Source organism: Achromobacter pulmonis, from assembly GCF_002885955.2.
Lineage (GTDB): Bacteria > Pseudomonadota > Gammaproteobacteria > Burkholderiales > Burkholderiaceae_B > Achromobacter > Achromobacter pulmonis_A.
Window position 1 is genome coordinate 185857 of sequence record NZ_POQS01000008.1, and the last position, 14509, is coordinate 200365.

A 14509-nucleotide genomic window follows, 5' to 3' on the forward strand; every position below is an offset into this window, starting at 1 on the left:
CTCGGGTTACTGCTGTTGATGCGCCAGGAATTCCTTCAGGACCCGGCCCGTGTGGGAATGGTCGCTCAGGGTCATCACGTGCTCGGGCGAGCCTTCGGCCACCAGCTTGCCGCCGCCGGTGCCGCCTTCGGGGCCCAGGTCCAGCAGCCAGTCGGCTTCGGCGATCACGTCCAGGTTGTGCTCGATCACCACCACCGTGTTGCCGGCTTCCACCAGGCGATGCAGCACGTGGATCAGCTTTTCCACGTCGGCCATGGACAGGCCGACGGTGGGCTCGTCCAGCACGTACAGCGTGTGCGGGATGCGCGAGGCGCGGCCGGTCTTGATCAGGCCGTCGGTCAGCCTGGCCTTGGACAGCTCGGTCACCAGCTTGATGCGCTGGGCTTCGCCGCCGGACAGGGTGGGCGAGGGCTGGCCCAGGGTCAGGTAGCCCAGGCCCACGTCCTGCATCAGCTGCAGGGGGCGGTGGATCTTGGGGTGCGCCGCGAAATAGCCGATGGCGTCGTCCACTTCCATGGCCAGCAGCTCGCCGGCGTTCTTGCCGCGCATCTGCACGCCCAGCGTGTCGCTGTTGAAGCGCGCGCCGTTGCAGGCGTCGCACGGCACCTTCACGTCGGGCAGGAAGTTCATTTCGATGGTGCGCATGCCCTGGCCTTCGCAGATCGGGCAGCGGCCGTCGCCGGTGTTGAACGAGAAGCGCGCCGCGGTCCAGCCGCGCATGCGGGCTTCGCGCGTGTCGGCGAACTGCTTGCGCACGTCGTCCCAGAAGCCCACGTAGGTGGCCGGGCACGAGCGCGGCGTCTTGCCGATGGGCGTCTGGTCCACTTCCAGCACGCGGTCTATGGTCTGCCAGCCCGTGATCTCTTCGCAGCCGGCCCAGGCGGGCGCCTTGCCCTTGGACACGGCCTGCATCAGGTTGTCCAGCAGCACTTCGCGCGCCAGGGTCGACTTGCCCGAGCCGGACACGCCGGTGACCACGCTCAGGCGCCCGACCGGGATGCGCGCGTCCACGCTGCGCAGGTTGTGCAGGCGCGCGCCCCTGATCGAGATCATGGGCGTGTCGGCCTCGACCGCGCGGCGGCCCTGCAGCGGGTGCGCCAGCGGTTTGGCCAGATAGCGGCCGGTGACCGATTCGGGCGCGTCCACCAGGTCCTGCGCCGTGCCCTGCGCCACCACGCGGCCGCCGCGGATGCCCGCGCCCGGACCGATGTCGATGATGTGCGAGGCGCGGCGGATGGTGTCGTCGTCGTGCTCCACCACCACCAGCGTATTGCCGTTGCCTTCCAGGCGCGCCAGCGCGTCCAGCAGGATGCGGTTGTCGCGCGGGTGCAGGCCGATGGTGGGCTCGTCCAGCACGTAGCAGACGCCCTGCAGGTTCGAGCCCAGCTGCGCCGCCAGGCGGATGCGCTGCGCCTCGCCGCCGGACAGCGTGGGCGCGGCGCGGTCCAGCGCCAGGTAGTTCAGGCCCACTTCCTGCATGAAGTTCAGGCGGCCGCGGATTTCCGTCAGGATGTCGCGGGCGATCTCGCCTTCGCGGCCGCGCGCCACCAGTCCGGTGAAGAAGGTGTGCGCGTCCGACACCGGCAGCGCGGCCAGCTCGGCGATGGACTTGTCGCGCCAGCGCACGGCGCGGGCCACGCGGTTCAGGCGCTCGCCGTTGCACTGGGTGCAGACCTTGGCCTCGCCCTCGTACCAGGCGTTCCAGGCGGTTTCCTCGCCGGTCTGCGCTTCGTCGAAGCCTTGCAGCTGCAGGCCGGTGCCGTAGCAGCCGGTGCACCAGCCATGCTTGGAGTTGTACGAGAACAGGCGCGGATCGGGCTCGGGGAAGCTGGTGCCGCACGAAGGGCAGGCGCGCTTGACCGAGAAGTGCTGCTGCTGCAGTTCGCTGTCCAGCGCCTCGTGCAGCCTGTTCACCGGCCAGACCACCGACATGACGCCCTGGCCGTTCTCCAGCGCGCTCTTGACCGCCGCGCGCAGCTCGGCCTCGTTGGCCGGGTCCACGACCACGTCGGCGATCGGCAGTTCGATGGTGTGTTCCTTGTAGCGGTCCAGGCGCGGCCAGGGCGCCACGGGGATGAACTCGCCGTCCACGCGCAGGTGCGTGTGGCCCTTGGAGCCGGCCCACTTCGCCAGGTCGGTGTAATAGCCCTTGCGCGCGGTGACCAGCGGCGACAGCAGGCCGATGTGCTCGCCCTTGTGCTCGCGCAGCAGCCGCGCCACGATCTGGTCGGCGTTCTGCGGCTCCACCGCCACGTTGCAGTCGGGGCAGTACTGCGTGCCCAGCTTGACGTACAGCAGGCGCAGGAAGTGGTGGATCTCGGTCATCGTGGCCACGGTGGACTTGCGGCCGCCGCGGCTGGTGCGCTGCTCGATGGCGACCGTGGGCGGAATGCCGAAGATGGCGTCCACGTCCGGCTTGCCGGCCGGCTGCACGATGGCGCGGGCGTAGGCGTTGAGCGACTCCAGGTAGCGGCGCTGGCCCTCGTTGAACAGGATGTCGAAGGCCAGCGTGGACTTGCCCGAGCCGGACACGCCGGTGATGACCGTGAACTTGTCGCGCGGGATTTCCACGCTGACGTTCTTCAGGTTGTGCTCGCGCGCGTTGCGGATCTCGATGGCCATGCTGGCCTGGCGGTGCTCGCGCACCAGCGACTGCAGCGGGCGGCCCACGTCCGCGGCGTAGGTTTCGCCGGGCTCGGCGATGCGCGCGGTCAGGCCGGCCTGCTCGGCCTCCTGGGCGTCGGCGTCGCTGCTCACCACCACGTCGGCCGGCAGGATGCTGACCTCGTAGTCGCGCAGCGCCGCGCCGGTGTGCGACGCCGGGTTGTCCATCAGGTCCTGCGGCGTGCCCGTGCCCACGACCTGGCCGCCGGCGTCGCCGCCTTCGGGACCCAGGTCGATCAGCCAGTCGGCCGCGCGGATCACGTCCAGGTTGTGCTCGATGACCAGCAGCGTGTGGCCGGCGGCCAGCAGCTTGCGGAAGGCGCGCATCAGGCGCGCCACGTCGTCGAAGTGCAGGCCGGTGGTGGGTTCGTCGAACAGGAACAGGCTGCCTTTCTTGGCCACCTTGGCGGTCGAGATGCCGCTGCGCGCGGCCTCGGCCAGGTGGCCGGCGAGCTTGAGCCGCTGCGCCTCGCCGCCCGACAACGTGGGCACCGGCTGGCCCAGCCGCACGTACTCCAGGCCCACGTCGGCCAGCGGCGCCAGGCCCGTCTGCACGTCGCGCAGGCCCTTGAAGAAGTCCAGCGCCTCGCTGACCGTCATCTCCAGCACTTCGTCGATGGACGCGCTCTTGCCCAGGTGTTCGACGCGCACTTCCAGCACTTCGGGGCGGAAACGCTTGCCGTCGCAATCGGGGCAGCGCAGGTACACGTCGGACAGGAACTGCATCTCCACGTGTTCGAAGCCGGTGCCGCCGCAGGTCGGGCAGCGGCCGTCGCCGCCGTTGAAGCTGAAGGTGCCGGCGGTATAGGCGCGCTCGCGCGCCAGCGGCGCCTGCGCGAACAGCTTGCGGATCGCGTCGAACGCGCCCACGTAGCTGGCCGGGTTGGAGCGGGTGGTCTTGCCGATGGGCGTCTGGTCCACCATGACCACGTCGGCGATCTGCTCGGCGCCCAGCAGGCGCTCGAACGCGCCCGGGGCCTCCGAGGGACGGCCCTTCTGCTTCAGCAGCGCGGGGTAGAGCACGTCCTGCACCAGCGTGGACTTGCCCGAGCCGGACACGCCGGTCACGCAGACCAGGCGGCCCAGCGGCAGTTCGACCGACACGTTCTTCAGGTTGTGCGCGGTCACGCCTTCGAGCAGCAGGCGTGGGGTGTTGGCCGCCACCGGCATGGGGCGCGGCGCTTCCACGCGCTGGCGTCCGCCGAGATAGTCGCCGGTCAGGGTGGGGGCCGCGCGCAGCTGCGCCGGCGTGCCGTCGAACACGATGCGTCCGCCGCGCTCGCCCGGGCCGGGGCCGATGTCGATGATGCGGTCGGCGGCCACCATGACCTGCGGGTCGTGCTCCACCACCACCAGCGTGTTGCCGGCGTTGCGCAGCCGGTGCATGACCTCGACCACGCGGTGCATGTCGCGCGGGTGCAGGCCGATGGACGGCTCGTCCAGCACGAACAGCGTGTTCACCAGCGAGGTGCCCAGCGCCGTGGTCAGGTTGATGCGTTGCACTTCGCCGCCCGACAGCGTGCGGCTCTGGCGGTCCAGCGTCAGGTAGCCCAGGCCCACGTCGCACAGGAACTTCAGGCGCGCGCGCACCTCGGTCATGAGCAGGTCGGTGGCGGCGTCCAGCGCGCCCGAAAACGACAGCGTGTCGAAGAACAGCCGCACCCGCTCGATGGGCAGCAGCATCACGTCATGGATGGACAGCCCGCCCAGCCCGTTGAGCTGCTCGCGGCTCCAGTTGGCGCCGACCGGCATGAAGCGCTGGTAGCGGCCTTCCTGCGGCGGCAGCACGGTGTCGGCTTCTTCCTTGGTGCCCAGGCGCCAGAGCAGCGCGTCGGGCTTGAGGCGCGCGCCGTTGCACGTGGGGCAGGGCGTGTAGCTGCGGTACTTCGACAGCAGCACGCGCACGTGCATCTTGTAAGCCCGCGTTTCGAGCCAGTCGAAGAAGCGCTGCACCCCGTACCACTGGTGCTTCCAGGCGTCGTTGCCGCCCTTCCAGTCGGGCGCGCCGTACAGCACCCAGCGCTTGTGCTCCTCGCTCATCTTTTTCCAGGGCACGCCCAGCGGCACGCCGGCCTTGGGCGCGTATTTCTGCAGGTCGTCCTGGCATTCCTTGTACGAGGGCGTGGTCCAGGGCTTGATCGCGCCTTCCAGCAGGGTCTTGTTCTCGTCCGGGATGACCAGCCCGAAGTCGATGCCGATCACGCGGCCGAACCCGCGGCAGGCCTCGCACGCGCCCAATGGCGAGTTGAACGAGAAGCTGCTGGGCAGCGGGTCGGTGTATTCGATGTCGCAGTCGGCGCAGTGCAGGCGGTCGCTGTACTTCCACACATGGGCGTTGCCGCCTTCGGCGTCCATGGCGTAGACGGCCAGGTGGCCGGCGCCCATGCGCAGCGCGGTGTCCAGCGCCTCCATCACGCGTTCGCGCTCGGTGTTGGCGTAGCGGAAGCGGTCCTGGATCACGTGCAGGATGCGGCGCGCTTCGGTGGCGGGCCTGGCGCTCTTGCCTTTCTTGGCGCCCTTGGCCGCGGCGGCCGCGCGCGGCTCGGCGTTTTCTTCGGCGTGCACGCGGGTGTAGCCCTGCTGCTCCAGAAAGCCGCGCACTTCCTCTTCGGTGAAATTGGCCGGCACGGCGATCGGGAAAGTCACCACCAGCCGCGGGTCGCCGGCGGCCGCGGCACGCTCGGCCAGCGAGTGGCAGATCGAGTCCGGCGTGTCGCGCCGCACCACCTTGCCGCAGCCGCGGCAGTACAGCCGCGCGCCGCGCGCGAACAGCAGCTTGAGGTGGTCGTTCAGTTCGGTCATCGTGCCGACCGTGCTGCGCGAGCTGCGCACCGGGTTGGTCTGGTCGATGGCGATGGCGGGCAGGATGCCCTCGATACGGTCCACCTGGGGCTTGTCCATGCGGTCCAGGAACTGGCGCGCATAGGGCGAAAAGGTTTCCACGTAGCGGCGCTGTCCCTCGGCGTACAGGGTGTCGAAGGCCAGCGAACTCTTGCCGGACCCCGATACGCCGGTCACGACGACCAGTTCGCCCGTGGCGATGGTCAGGTCCAGGTTCTTGAGATTGTTCTGGCGGGCGCCAACGATGCGAATTTGAGAGCTCATGGACGGTATCGTAGCCTGACGGAAGAGGCCGGCCCGAACGACGATCCGTCGCTGGTTCCGGACGCGGCGATATGGAATAATTGACTATATTGTGAGGCGTGTGTCCATAATATGGACAACTCAAGCATCACTAGCTGTACAAATAAACAGTATCGCAGATTCGTCCGAAATTCGCGCTATCGGCCTTGCAATTTGTCAGCCTGGCGCCCTGGGATGATTTGCATACGCTGGAGACCCACTTTGCCGGAAACCAAGGTCGCGGGCGCCGCGGCGTTCGCCAAGTTCATGACGGTGCTGCAGGCGGTGGCCGACGCGCCGCAGCCGCCCACCGCCGCGGCCCTGGCGCGCAGCTGCGGCTTTCCCCGGCCCACCGTCTACCGCATCGTCGCGGCGCTGGCCGAGCAGGGCATGCTGGCCGACGCCGGCGGCGCCTACCGGCTGGGGCCGCGCCTGATGTCGCTGGCCAGCCGCGCCTGGTCGCAGTTCGACCTGCGCGCCGCGCTGGCGCCCGAACTGCAGGCCCTGCGCGACGCCACCGGCGAAACCGTGCACCTGGCGGTGCCGGCGGGGCGCGAAATGACCTATATCGACAAGCTCGAAAGCCCCGGCCCGGTGCGCATGGCCTCGCGCGTGGGCGCGTCGGTGGCGCTGCATTCCAGCGCGGTCGGCAAGGCCTACCTGGCGGCGCTGGACGAGGCCTCGCGCGAGCGCCTGCTGCGCGAACTGCCGCTGGCCGCGCGCATGCCCGGCACCGCCACCAGCCTGCCCGCGCTGCGCGCCCTGCTGCAAGAAACCGCGGCGCGCGGCTACGCCACCGACAACGAGGAAAACGAAGCCGGCATCGTCTGCTACGGCGTGGCCCTGTGCGACGCCGCCGGCCGTCCGGTGGCCGGCGTCAGCGTCAGCACGCTGCTGTTCCGCCGGCGCGAAGATCCCCAAACCGCCTATATCGAACCCCTGCTGCGGCTGCGCGACGCCGCCGCGGCCAAACTGGCCGTGCTGCCGGCATCGCCCGGCGGCGCCTGACGCCTCCACAAGGAATCCCATGACCGCTCCTACCGCCTCCAAACTTGCCGCCCTGATGGCCGCGCGGGTCGTGCCCGTGTTGCGCTACACCGATGCGGCCGCCGCCGCCTACGCGGCCGAAGTGGCCGTGGCCGCCGGCTGCACCACCCTGGAACTGACCTGGACCATCCCCAACGTCACCGACCTGCTGCGGGCGCTGCGCGACAAGCACGGCAGCGCGCTGCAGCTGGGCGTGGGCACCGTGCTGGACCAGCAGCAGGCGCGCGAGGCGCTGGTGGCGGGGGCCGACTTCCTGGTCTCGCCCGCGCTGGCCACCGACATCGTCGACCTGGCCCACGCCGCCGACGCGCTGTGCCTGCTGGGCGCCTTCACGCCCAGCGAAGTGCTGGCGGCGCGCCGGGCCGGCGCCGACATCGTCAAGATCTTCCCGGCGGACACCGGCGGCCCCCGGCACCTGGCCGCGCTCAAGTCCGTCTATCCGGACACGCCGCTGTGCCCCACCGGCGGCGTGACCGAGGAAAACATGGGCGCATACTTCGCCGCCGGCGCGGCGCTGGTGGGCATCGGCAGCAACCTCTACGACAAGGCGGCCTTCGCCGCCCGCGACACCGCCGCGCTGGTGGCGCAGATCGTCCGCACCCGCGAGGCCGCCCATGGCTGACTTCGACATCGTCGCGCTGGGCGAGCCCCTGGTCGAGCTCAACCAGACCCACAAGGACCAGCGCCAATACCTGCAGGGCTACGGCGGCGACACCTCCAACGCCGTCATCGCCGCGGCGCGCCAGGGCGCGCGCTGCGCCTACCTGACCCGCGTCGGCGACGACGCCTTCGGCCGGCAGTTCCTGGAACTCTGGCAGGCCGAAGGCGTGGACACCTCGGGCGTGCGCGTCGACGGCGAGGCCCACACCGGCCTGTACTTCGTGCAGCACGGCCCCCAGGGACACGCCTTCAGCTACCTGCGCCGCGACTCCGCCGCCAGTCGCATGACCCCGGCCGACCTGGATTGCGGGCTGGTCGAACGCGCGCGCTTCCTGCACGTCTCGGGCATCAGCCTGGCGATCAGCACCAGCGCCTGCGACACCGTATTCGCCGCCATCGAGCGGGCGCGCGCGGCCGGCGCGCAGGTCAGCCTGGACTCGAACCTGCGGCTGCGCCTGTGGCCGGTGGACCGCGCCCGCGCGGTGCTGCGCGAGACCATGCGCGCCGCCGACCTGTTCCTGCCCAGCATGGACGACATGCAGCACCTGACCGGCAACGACGACCCCGAACGCACCCTGGACTGGATCCGCGACGGCGGCGCCGCGGGCGTGGTGGTGCTCAAGCTGGGCAAGGACGGCTCCATCATCGACGACGGCGCCCGGCGCACCGCCATGCCGGCGCTGCGGGTGCAGGCCGTGGACGCCACCGGCGCCGGCGACTGCTTCGCCGGCAGCCTGCTGGCGCGCCGCTGCCAGGGCGATTCCTGGGAAGACGCCGTGCGCTACGCCAACGTCGCGGCAGCGCTGTCCACCCAGGGCTACGGCGCGGTCGACCCCCTGCCGCGCGCCGCCGAGGTGCTGGCCCGCATGAAGCAGCCCGCCGGCTGAGCGCCGGTTTTCCGCCGATTGGCGCGTTCGGGTAATTTCAGGCTAAAATGCCAAGTTACCCGAATTTTCCGCCAGCCCAGAGTACTCGGTTGTGCGGTTCTCGTTTACTGCCGCACACTCTTCATCAGGAGAATAAACATGGCCGAACGCAAACGCGTGCGTCGCAACACCCTGGAACGCCGTTGCCTGGGCAAGGCTTTCAAGCGCCTCTTCGTCAAGTCGCCGAAGGGCGTCTTCAAGATGCTGGAAAAGATCAAGCGCGTCTAAGCCGCGCGCCAGGCCGAGCCGCCTGGCCTCGATCGAAAAAACCCGCTGGCCTGGTGCCATGCGGGTTTTTTATCGTCTGGCCGGAAGCCGATGGCTAACCGGCTTTCGAAGCGTCGTCGCGGGGCGGTCCCAGCTTGGGCAGGATGAAATCCATGAAAGCGCGGGTCTTGGCCGGCTGGATGCTGGACGGATACACCACATAGATGGAGATCGGGTCGACCGACCATTCGGGCAGCACGCGCCTGAGCGAATTGCGCTTGATGATGGGCTCCAGCGCCTGGCAGTGCGGCATGCGCGTGATCGCCAGGTCCAGGCCCGCCAGCGTGCCGGCGATGCTCATGTTGTTGGCCGCCAGGTGCCCCCGCACCGGCACGCGCACCGTCACCGCGCCCTGGCGCAGCGTCCAGTACGAATGCGCGTCGTCGATGGTGGTGCGCAGGCATTGATGCTGCGTCAGGTCGCCCGGCGTCTTGGGCTCGCCGTAGCGCTCCAGATAGCGGTCGGACGCATACAGGTGGTTGTCCAGCGAGACCAGTTCCTTCGCCACCGAGCCGTTCTGCGCCGCGTTGCTGCCGGAGTCCATGATGGACAGCGGGTGCAGGTCGTTGCTGAAACGCAGCACCACGTCGAACGGCGTGCCCTGGGCGTCCGACGCGGTCAGCATGCTCAGGTCGAATTCGCACTCCACGTCGGGATAGCGCTGCATGAAATCGTTGATGGTTTCCGGCAGCAGCCAGATCGCCAGGCTGTAGGGCATGGACACGCGCAGCGTGCCGGACGGCCCGCCCGACAGCATCTGCAGCTGCTCGTGGGCCAGCCGGGCCTCGTCGATCAGGCCCTGGCAGCGGCTCATGTAGGCCGCGCCCGCCTCGGTCAGGTCCAGCCGCCGCGTGTTGCGGTTGATCAGGCGCAGCCCGATGGCCCGTTCCAGTTCATTGATGCGACGCGACAAGGTCGAGGTCGGCATGTTCAGCGCGCGCGCCGCCATGCTGAAGCTCTTGCGCTTGGCAACCTCCACGAACAAGGCGATGTCATTGAGCTGGACAGTCGACGCTTCCATAGGCATTCCGAATTGGGCCGCCCGAGTTTACGCCACTCGCGCGCGCCGTCCCAAGCCTTGCGCGCCCGCGGCGGCGGCAAGTCCGGCCGGTTTTGTCAGATTTGATTGCAAATTCGAAAGACGCGGCCTCTGTACGCCCAGGCATATCCCCTAAACTTCAGGCGAATACATATAAATACCAAGACCGCAGCGGTTGATCGAAATCGCAAAGGGGCACAGTGGGCATGAATGACACGCCAACATTTTTTACCGTTCTAACGCCCACCTACAACAGGGCGGGAACGCTGCACCGGGTCTATGAATCCCTTTCCCGGCAGACTTTCCGGGGTTTCGAATGGGTGGTGGTGGACGACGGCTCCACCGACAATACCCACGAATCGATTCTGGACTGGCAGGCGCGCGCAGATTTCCCGATCCGTTATTTCTGGCAGAACAACCAGCACAAGAAAACCGCTTTCAACCGCGGCGTGCGCGAAGCGCGCGGCCAGCTCATCGTCGCCCTGGACAGCGACGACGAAATGCCGCCCGACGCCCTGGCCATCTTCAAAGCGGCCTGGGAAAGCATCCCGCCGGCGCGGCGCGACTCCTACGTGGCCGTCACCGGCCTGTGCGCGCGCCCCGACGGCAGCGTCGTGGGCGACCGTTATCCGCAGGACGTTTTCGACAGCACCGCGGTCGACGTCTATTTCCGCTACCGCATCAAGGGCGAAAAATTCGGCTGCATGCGCACCGACATCCTCAGGGCCTATCCCTTCCCCGAGGACGTGGCCGGCTTCGTGCCGGAAAGCCTGGTGTGGTGGGCCATCGCGCGCGCCGGCTACCTGAGCCGCTTCATCAACCGCGTCGTGCGCACCTACCACGACACGCCCGGCGGCCTGAGTCAGGCCGCGGTATCCGCCGCCAACAACGCCCAGGGCCTGTACCTGCTGGCCTGGGACATGCTGCAGCATCACCTGGAATTCTTCCGCTACCGCCCGCGCGAATTCATCATGGCGGCGGCGCGCTACACGCGATTTCGCCTGCACCTGAAGCATTCCGGCGTGCCCACCGCGGTCCAGGCCTACCGGCTCACCAACCCCGTCGCCCGCTTCATGGTGGCGGCGATGTGGCCGCTGGGCTATGCGCTGTACCGCCGGGATCGCCGCAGGGGGGTGGCGTAGGGCGCCGGCCCCCCGTCAGGCGGCCCCGGCCGCCCCATGCCCCAGCCCCAGATAAACCTCCACCACCCGCGGGTCCTGCGCCACCTGCGCGGCCGGCCCGGCCAGCGTGACCGCGCCGGTCTCCAGCACATAGGCATAATCCGCCACTTTCAGCGCGGCCCGGGCGTTCTGTTCGATGAGCAGGATGGACACGCCCATCTCGCGCAGCCGCGCGACGATGCGGAACACTTCCTGCACGATGCGCGGCGCCAGTCCCAGGCTGGGTTCGTCCAGCATCAGCAGCCGCGGCTTGGCCATCAGCGCGCGGCCCACCGCCAGCATCTGGCGTTCGCCGCCCGACAGCGTGCCGGCCAGCTGCGCGCGGCGCTCCTGCAGCCGCGGAAACAGGTCGTAGACTTCGGCCAGGGTCTGGTCGCGGTCGCGCAGTCCGCTGCGCCAGCGGTGGAACGCGCCCAGCATCAGGTTGTCCTCCACGGTCATCTCGGCGAACAGTTCGCGCTTTTCCGGCACCAGGTTCATGCCGGCGGCCACCATCTCCTCGATCTCGGCATGCCGCTGCGGCTTGCCGCCGAAGACGATCTCCCCGGCCGAGGGCAGCACGCCCATGATGGCCGACAGCAGCGTGGTCTTGCCCGCGCCATTGGGGCCGATCACGGTGACGATCTGGCCTTCGCCCACCTCCAGGCTCACGCCCGAGACGGCCTCGACCTTGTCGTAGGCCACGCGCAGCTCGCGCACTTCCAGCAGTTTCGCGCTCATCTATTCCACTCCGCCCAGATAGGCTTCCAGCACCGCGGGGTTGTGCTGCACTTCGGCCGGCAGGCCCTCGGCGATCTTTTCGCCGAAGTCCATGACGACCACGCGGTCCACCAGGCCCATCACGAAGTCCATGTCGTGCTCGACCAGCAGGATGGCCATGCCTTCGGCGCGCAGCTTCTTCAGCAGTTCCGCGAGCTCGCATTTCTCCTGGTAGCGCAGCCCGGCCGCGGGTTCGTCCAGCAGCAGGATGCACGGATCGGACGCCAGCGCCCGCGCGATTTCCAGGATGCGCTGCTGGCCCAGGGCCAGCGAGCCGGCTTCGTCGTGCAGGTGGCGGCCCAGGCCGACGCGTTCGATCTGCCGCGCGGCCTCGGCCAGCAGGCGCGCCTCTTCGGCGCGGTCCAGCCGCCAGGCCGCCGGCAGCACGCCGCGGTGGCCGCGCAGGTGGGCGCCGATGGCGACGTTCTCCAGCACGCTCATGCGGCCCAGCAGGCGCACGTGCTGGAAGGTGCGCGACAGGCCCAGCCGCGCGATCCGGCGCGCGCCGGCGCCGGCCACGGCATGGCCCAGCAGCGTGACCTGGCCGGAGGTCGGCGTGTCCACGCCGGAGATCTGGTTGAACATGGTGCTTTTGCCGGCGCCGTTGGGCCCGATCAGGGCCAGGATCTCGCCGGCGCGGACTTCCAGGTTCATGGCGTTGTTGGCCACCAGGCCGCCGAACTTGCGCGTCACGTCCACGGCCTTTAGCACCACTTCGCCGCGGGGCGGCATGGGCTTGCGCGGCAGCGGCTCGGCGTTCATGTCCAGTTCGCGGACCTTTTTCTTCAGCGGCACGCAGCGCACCAGCACCGGCCACAGGCCGCTGCGTGCGCGGTGCAGCAGCAGCACCATGCCGAAGCCGAAGACGATCACCTCGAAGTTGCCGGTCTGGCCCAGCAGTCGGGGCATCCAGTCCTGCAGCCACTGCTTGAGCACCGTGAACACGCCCGCGCCGACCAGCGCGCCCCACACCTGTCCGGCGCCGCCGATGACGGTCATGAACAGGTATTCGATGCCCATCTGCAGGCCGAAGGGGTTGGGATTGACGAAGCGCTGCATGTGCGCGTAGAGCCAGCCCGAGGCGCAGGCCTGCAGCGCGGCGATGATGAAGATCACCATGCGCGAACGCGCCGTGTCCACGCCCATGGATTCCGCCATTACGCGCCCGCCCTTGAGCGCGCGGATGGCGCGGCCCTCGCGCGAATCCAGCAGGTTCTGCGTGGACCAGACCGCCACCAGCAGGAAGGCCCAGATCAGGTAATAGATGTTGTCGCCCTGGTTCAGCGTCCAGCCGAACAGCTCGATGGCGGGAATGTCGGGAATGCCGGTGTGGCCGCCCAGGCCTTCGACCGAGCCGAACACGAAGTACAGCGACAGGCCCCAGGCGATGGTGCCCAGCGGCAGGAAGTGGCCGGACAGCTTGAGCGTGATGGCGCCCAGCAGATAGGCCACCGCCAGCGTCAGCGCCAGCCCGGCCAGCAGGGTCAGCCAGGGCGAGGCGCCCAGCCACGCCAGCCAGGCGGGCAGGGCCTCGGCGCGCGTGGTCAGCAGCGCCGTGGTGTAGGCGCCCACGCCCACGAAGGCGGCCTGGCCGAAGCTGGTCAGCCCGCCGACGCCGGTCAGCAGCACCAGGCCCAGCGCCACCAGCGCGTACAGGCCGATGTAGTTCAGCAGCGTCACGTAGAAAGGCGGCAGGGACAGCGGCGCCAACGCCAGCAGCGCCAGGAATGCGTAGAGGATGTGGCGCGGATTCATTCGTCTTCTTCCTCGACGTGATGGCTTTTCAGCGAGCGCCAGAGCAGCACGGGGATGATCAGCGTGAACACGATGATTTCTTTGTAGGCGCTGGCCCAGAACGAGGAGAAGGCCTCGATCAGCCCGACCAGCACCGCGCCGGCGGCGGCCAGCGGATAGCTCACCAGGCCGCCGATGATGGCGCCCACGAAGCCCTTGAGGCTCACCATGAAGCCGGAATCGAAGTACATGGTGGTGATGGGGGCGATGAGAATGCCCGACACCGTGCCGATCAGCGCGGCCAGGAAGAACGTGGCCTTGCCGGCGAAGATCGGTGAGATGCCCATGAGCCGCGCGCCCAGGCGGTTGAAGGCGGCCGCGCGCAGCGCCTTGCCGTACATGGAGCGTTCGAAGAACTGGTAGAGCACCACGATGAGCAGCGCCGACACCGCCAGCACCCACAGCGCCTGGCTGTTGACGTTGAGCGGCCCCAGCGTCAGGCTGGCGTCGCTGAACGGCGCGGTGCGCGCGCCCTCGGCGCCGAAGGCCAGCAGCCCCAGCCCGACCAGCGCCAGGTGCACCGCGATGGACACGATCAGCAGCACCAGCGTCGAGGCCGACGCGATCGGCTGGTAGAACAGGCGATACAGCTGCGGCCCCATCGGCACCACCAGCAGCAGCGTCAGCAGCGCCTGCGCGGCCATCGGCAGCTGCGCCAGCGGCAGCTTGTAGAACAGCGCGGCCAGCGCCAGCGGATAGGCCAGCTTGGCCGCCATGCGCCACGCGCCGCGGCCGCGGCCCGGCCGTTTGCGCCGCGCCAGCAGGTCGGCGCCGACCTCGGCCAGCGCGAAGGCGAACAGCAGCCAGACCAGCTGCACCGGCTTGCCGGCCTGCAGCGCGGCCATGGTCAGCGCGCCGAAGGCCACGAACTCTCCCTGCGGGATGAACAGCACGCGGGTAACGGTAAACACCAGCAGGATGGACAAGGCCAGCAGCGCATAGATCGCGCCGTTGGTGATGCCATCCTGCCCGAGTATCAGGGCAATCTGAGCATTCATGCAGAATTCCGACTAGTACAGCGCCGCACAGGCGCCAGCGGGATGCCGCGG

10 protein-coding genes are annotated in these 14509 nt (G+C 69.0%); 5 read left to right on the forward strand and 5 right to left on the reverse strand.

All coding sequences use genetic code 11. The annotated features are described in order from the left end of the window. Nucleotides 1–6 precede the first annotated feature (6 nt). Nucleotides 7–5769, reverse strand: coding sequence for an excinuclease ABC subunit UvrA (uvrA, locus tag C1I89_RS27375; RefSeq protein WP_102775528.1), 5763 nt, complete (start codon nucleotides 5767–5769; stop codon nucleotides 7–9). A 240-nt stretch (nucleotides 5770–6009) separates the two neighbouring features. Here uvrA and C1I89_RS27380 point away from each other — a divergent pair, with 240 nt between their 5' ends. From C1I89_RS27380 to C1I89_RS35455, 4 genes are all read left to right on the forward strand, one after another. Beyond that, nucleotides 6010–6795 (forward strand): IclR family transcriptional regulator, encoded by a 786-nt coding sequence (locus C1I89_RS27380; protein ID WP_247747911.1) that lies wholly within the window; start codon nucleotides 6010–6012, stop codon nucleotides 6793–6795. Between the two features lie 19 nt (nucleotides 6796–6814). Further along, the gene (locus tag C1I89_RS27385) at nucleotides 6815–7456 is read left to right on the forward strand and encodes a bifunctional 4-hydroxy-2-oxoglutarate aldolase/2-dehydro-3-deoxy-phosphogluconate aldolase (RefSeq protein WP_102775530.1); all 642 of its coding nucleotides are present in this window, start codon (nucleotides 6815–6817) and stop codon (nucleotides 7454–7456) included. Next, nucleotides 7449–8381 carry a sugar kinase gene (locus C1I89_RS27390; protein ID WP_102775531.1) on the forward strand — a complete coding sequence of 311 codons (933 nt, stop codon included), beginning with the start codon at nucleotides 7449–7451 and terminating at the stop codon, nucleotides 8379–8381. Before C1I89_RS27385 ends, C1I89_RS27390 begins: the two co-directional genes overlap by 8 nt. Before the next feature lie 138 nt (nucleotides 8382–8519). Beyond that, on the forward strand, nucleotides 8520–8648 hold the full coding sequence (locus tag C1I89_RS35455) for a hypothetical protein (RefSeq protein ID WP_006226408.1): 129 nt from the start codon (nucleotides 8520–8522) through the stop codon (nucleotides 8646–8648). A 94-nt stretch (nucleotides 8649–8742) separates the two neighbouring features. Here C1I89_RS35455 and C1I89_RS27395 read toward each other — a convergent pair whose 3' ends face one another. Further along, nucleotides 8743–9708 (reverse strand): LysR family transcriptional regulator, encoded by a 966-nt coding sequence (locus C1I89_RS27395; RefSeq protein ID WP_102775532.1) that lies wholly within the window; start codon nucleotides 9706–9708, stop codon nucleotides 8743–8745. 224 nt (nucleotides 9709–9932) lie between these two features. On the opposite strand from C1I89_RS27395, the gene C1I89_RS27400 reads away from it, so the two are divergent. After that, entirely contained in the window at nucleotides 9933–10868 is a 936-nt protein-coding gene (locus C1I89_RS27400) for a glycosyltransferase family 2 protein (protein ID WP_102775533.1), read from the forward strand. 15 nt (nucleotides 10869–10883) lie between these two features. Here C1I89_RS27400 and C1I89_RS27405 read toward each other — a convergent pair whose 3' ends face one another. Genes C1I89_RS27405 through C1I89_RS27415 form a run of 3 tightly spaced genes read right to left on the reverse strand, consistent with a single transcriptional unit; the run spans nucleotide 10884 to nucleotide 14458 of the window. Beyond that, nucleotides 10884–11627, reverse strand: coding sequence for an ABC transporter ATP-binding protein (locus C1I89_RS27405; RefSeq protein ID WP_102775534.1), 744 nt, complete (start codon nucleotides 11625–11627; stop codon nucleotides 10884–10886). Further along, entirely contained in the window at nucleotides 11628–13421 is a 1794-nt protein-coding gene (locus C1I89_RS27410) for a branched-chain amino acid ABC transporter ATP-binding protein/permease (RefSeq protein WP_102775535.1), read from the reverse strand. It abuts the gene before it with no gap. Then, entirely contained in the window at nucleotides 13418–14458 is a 1041-nt protein-coding gene (locus tag C1I89_RS27415) for a branched-chain amino acid ABC transporter permease (RefSeq protein WP_102775536.1), read from the reverse strand. Before C1I89_RS27415 ends, C1I89_RS27410 begins: the two co-directional genes overlap by 4 nt. Between the last annotated feature and the right edge of the window lie 51 nt (nucleotides 14459–14509).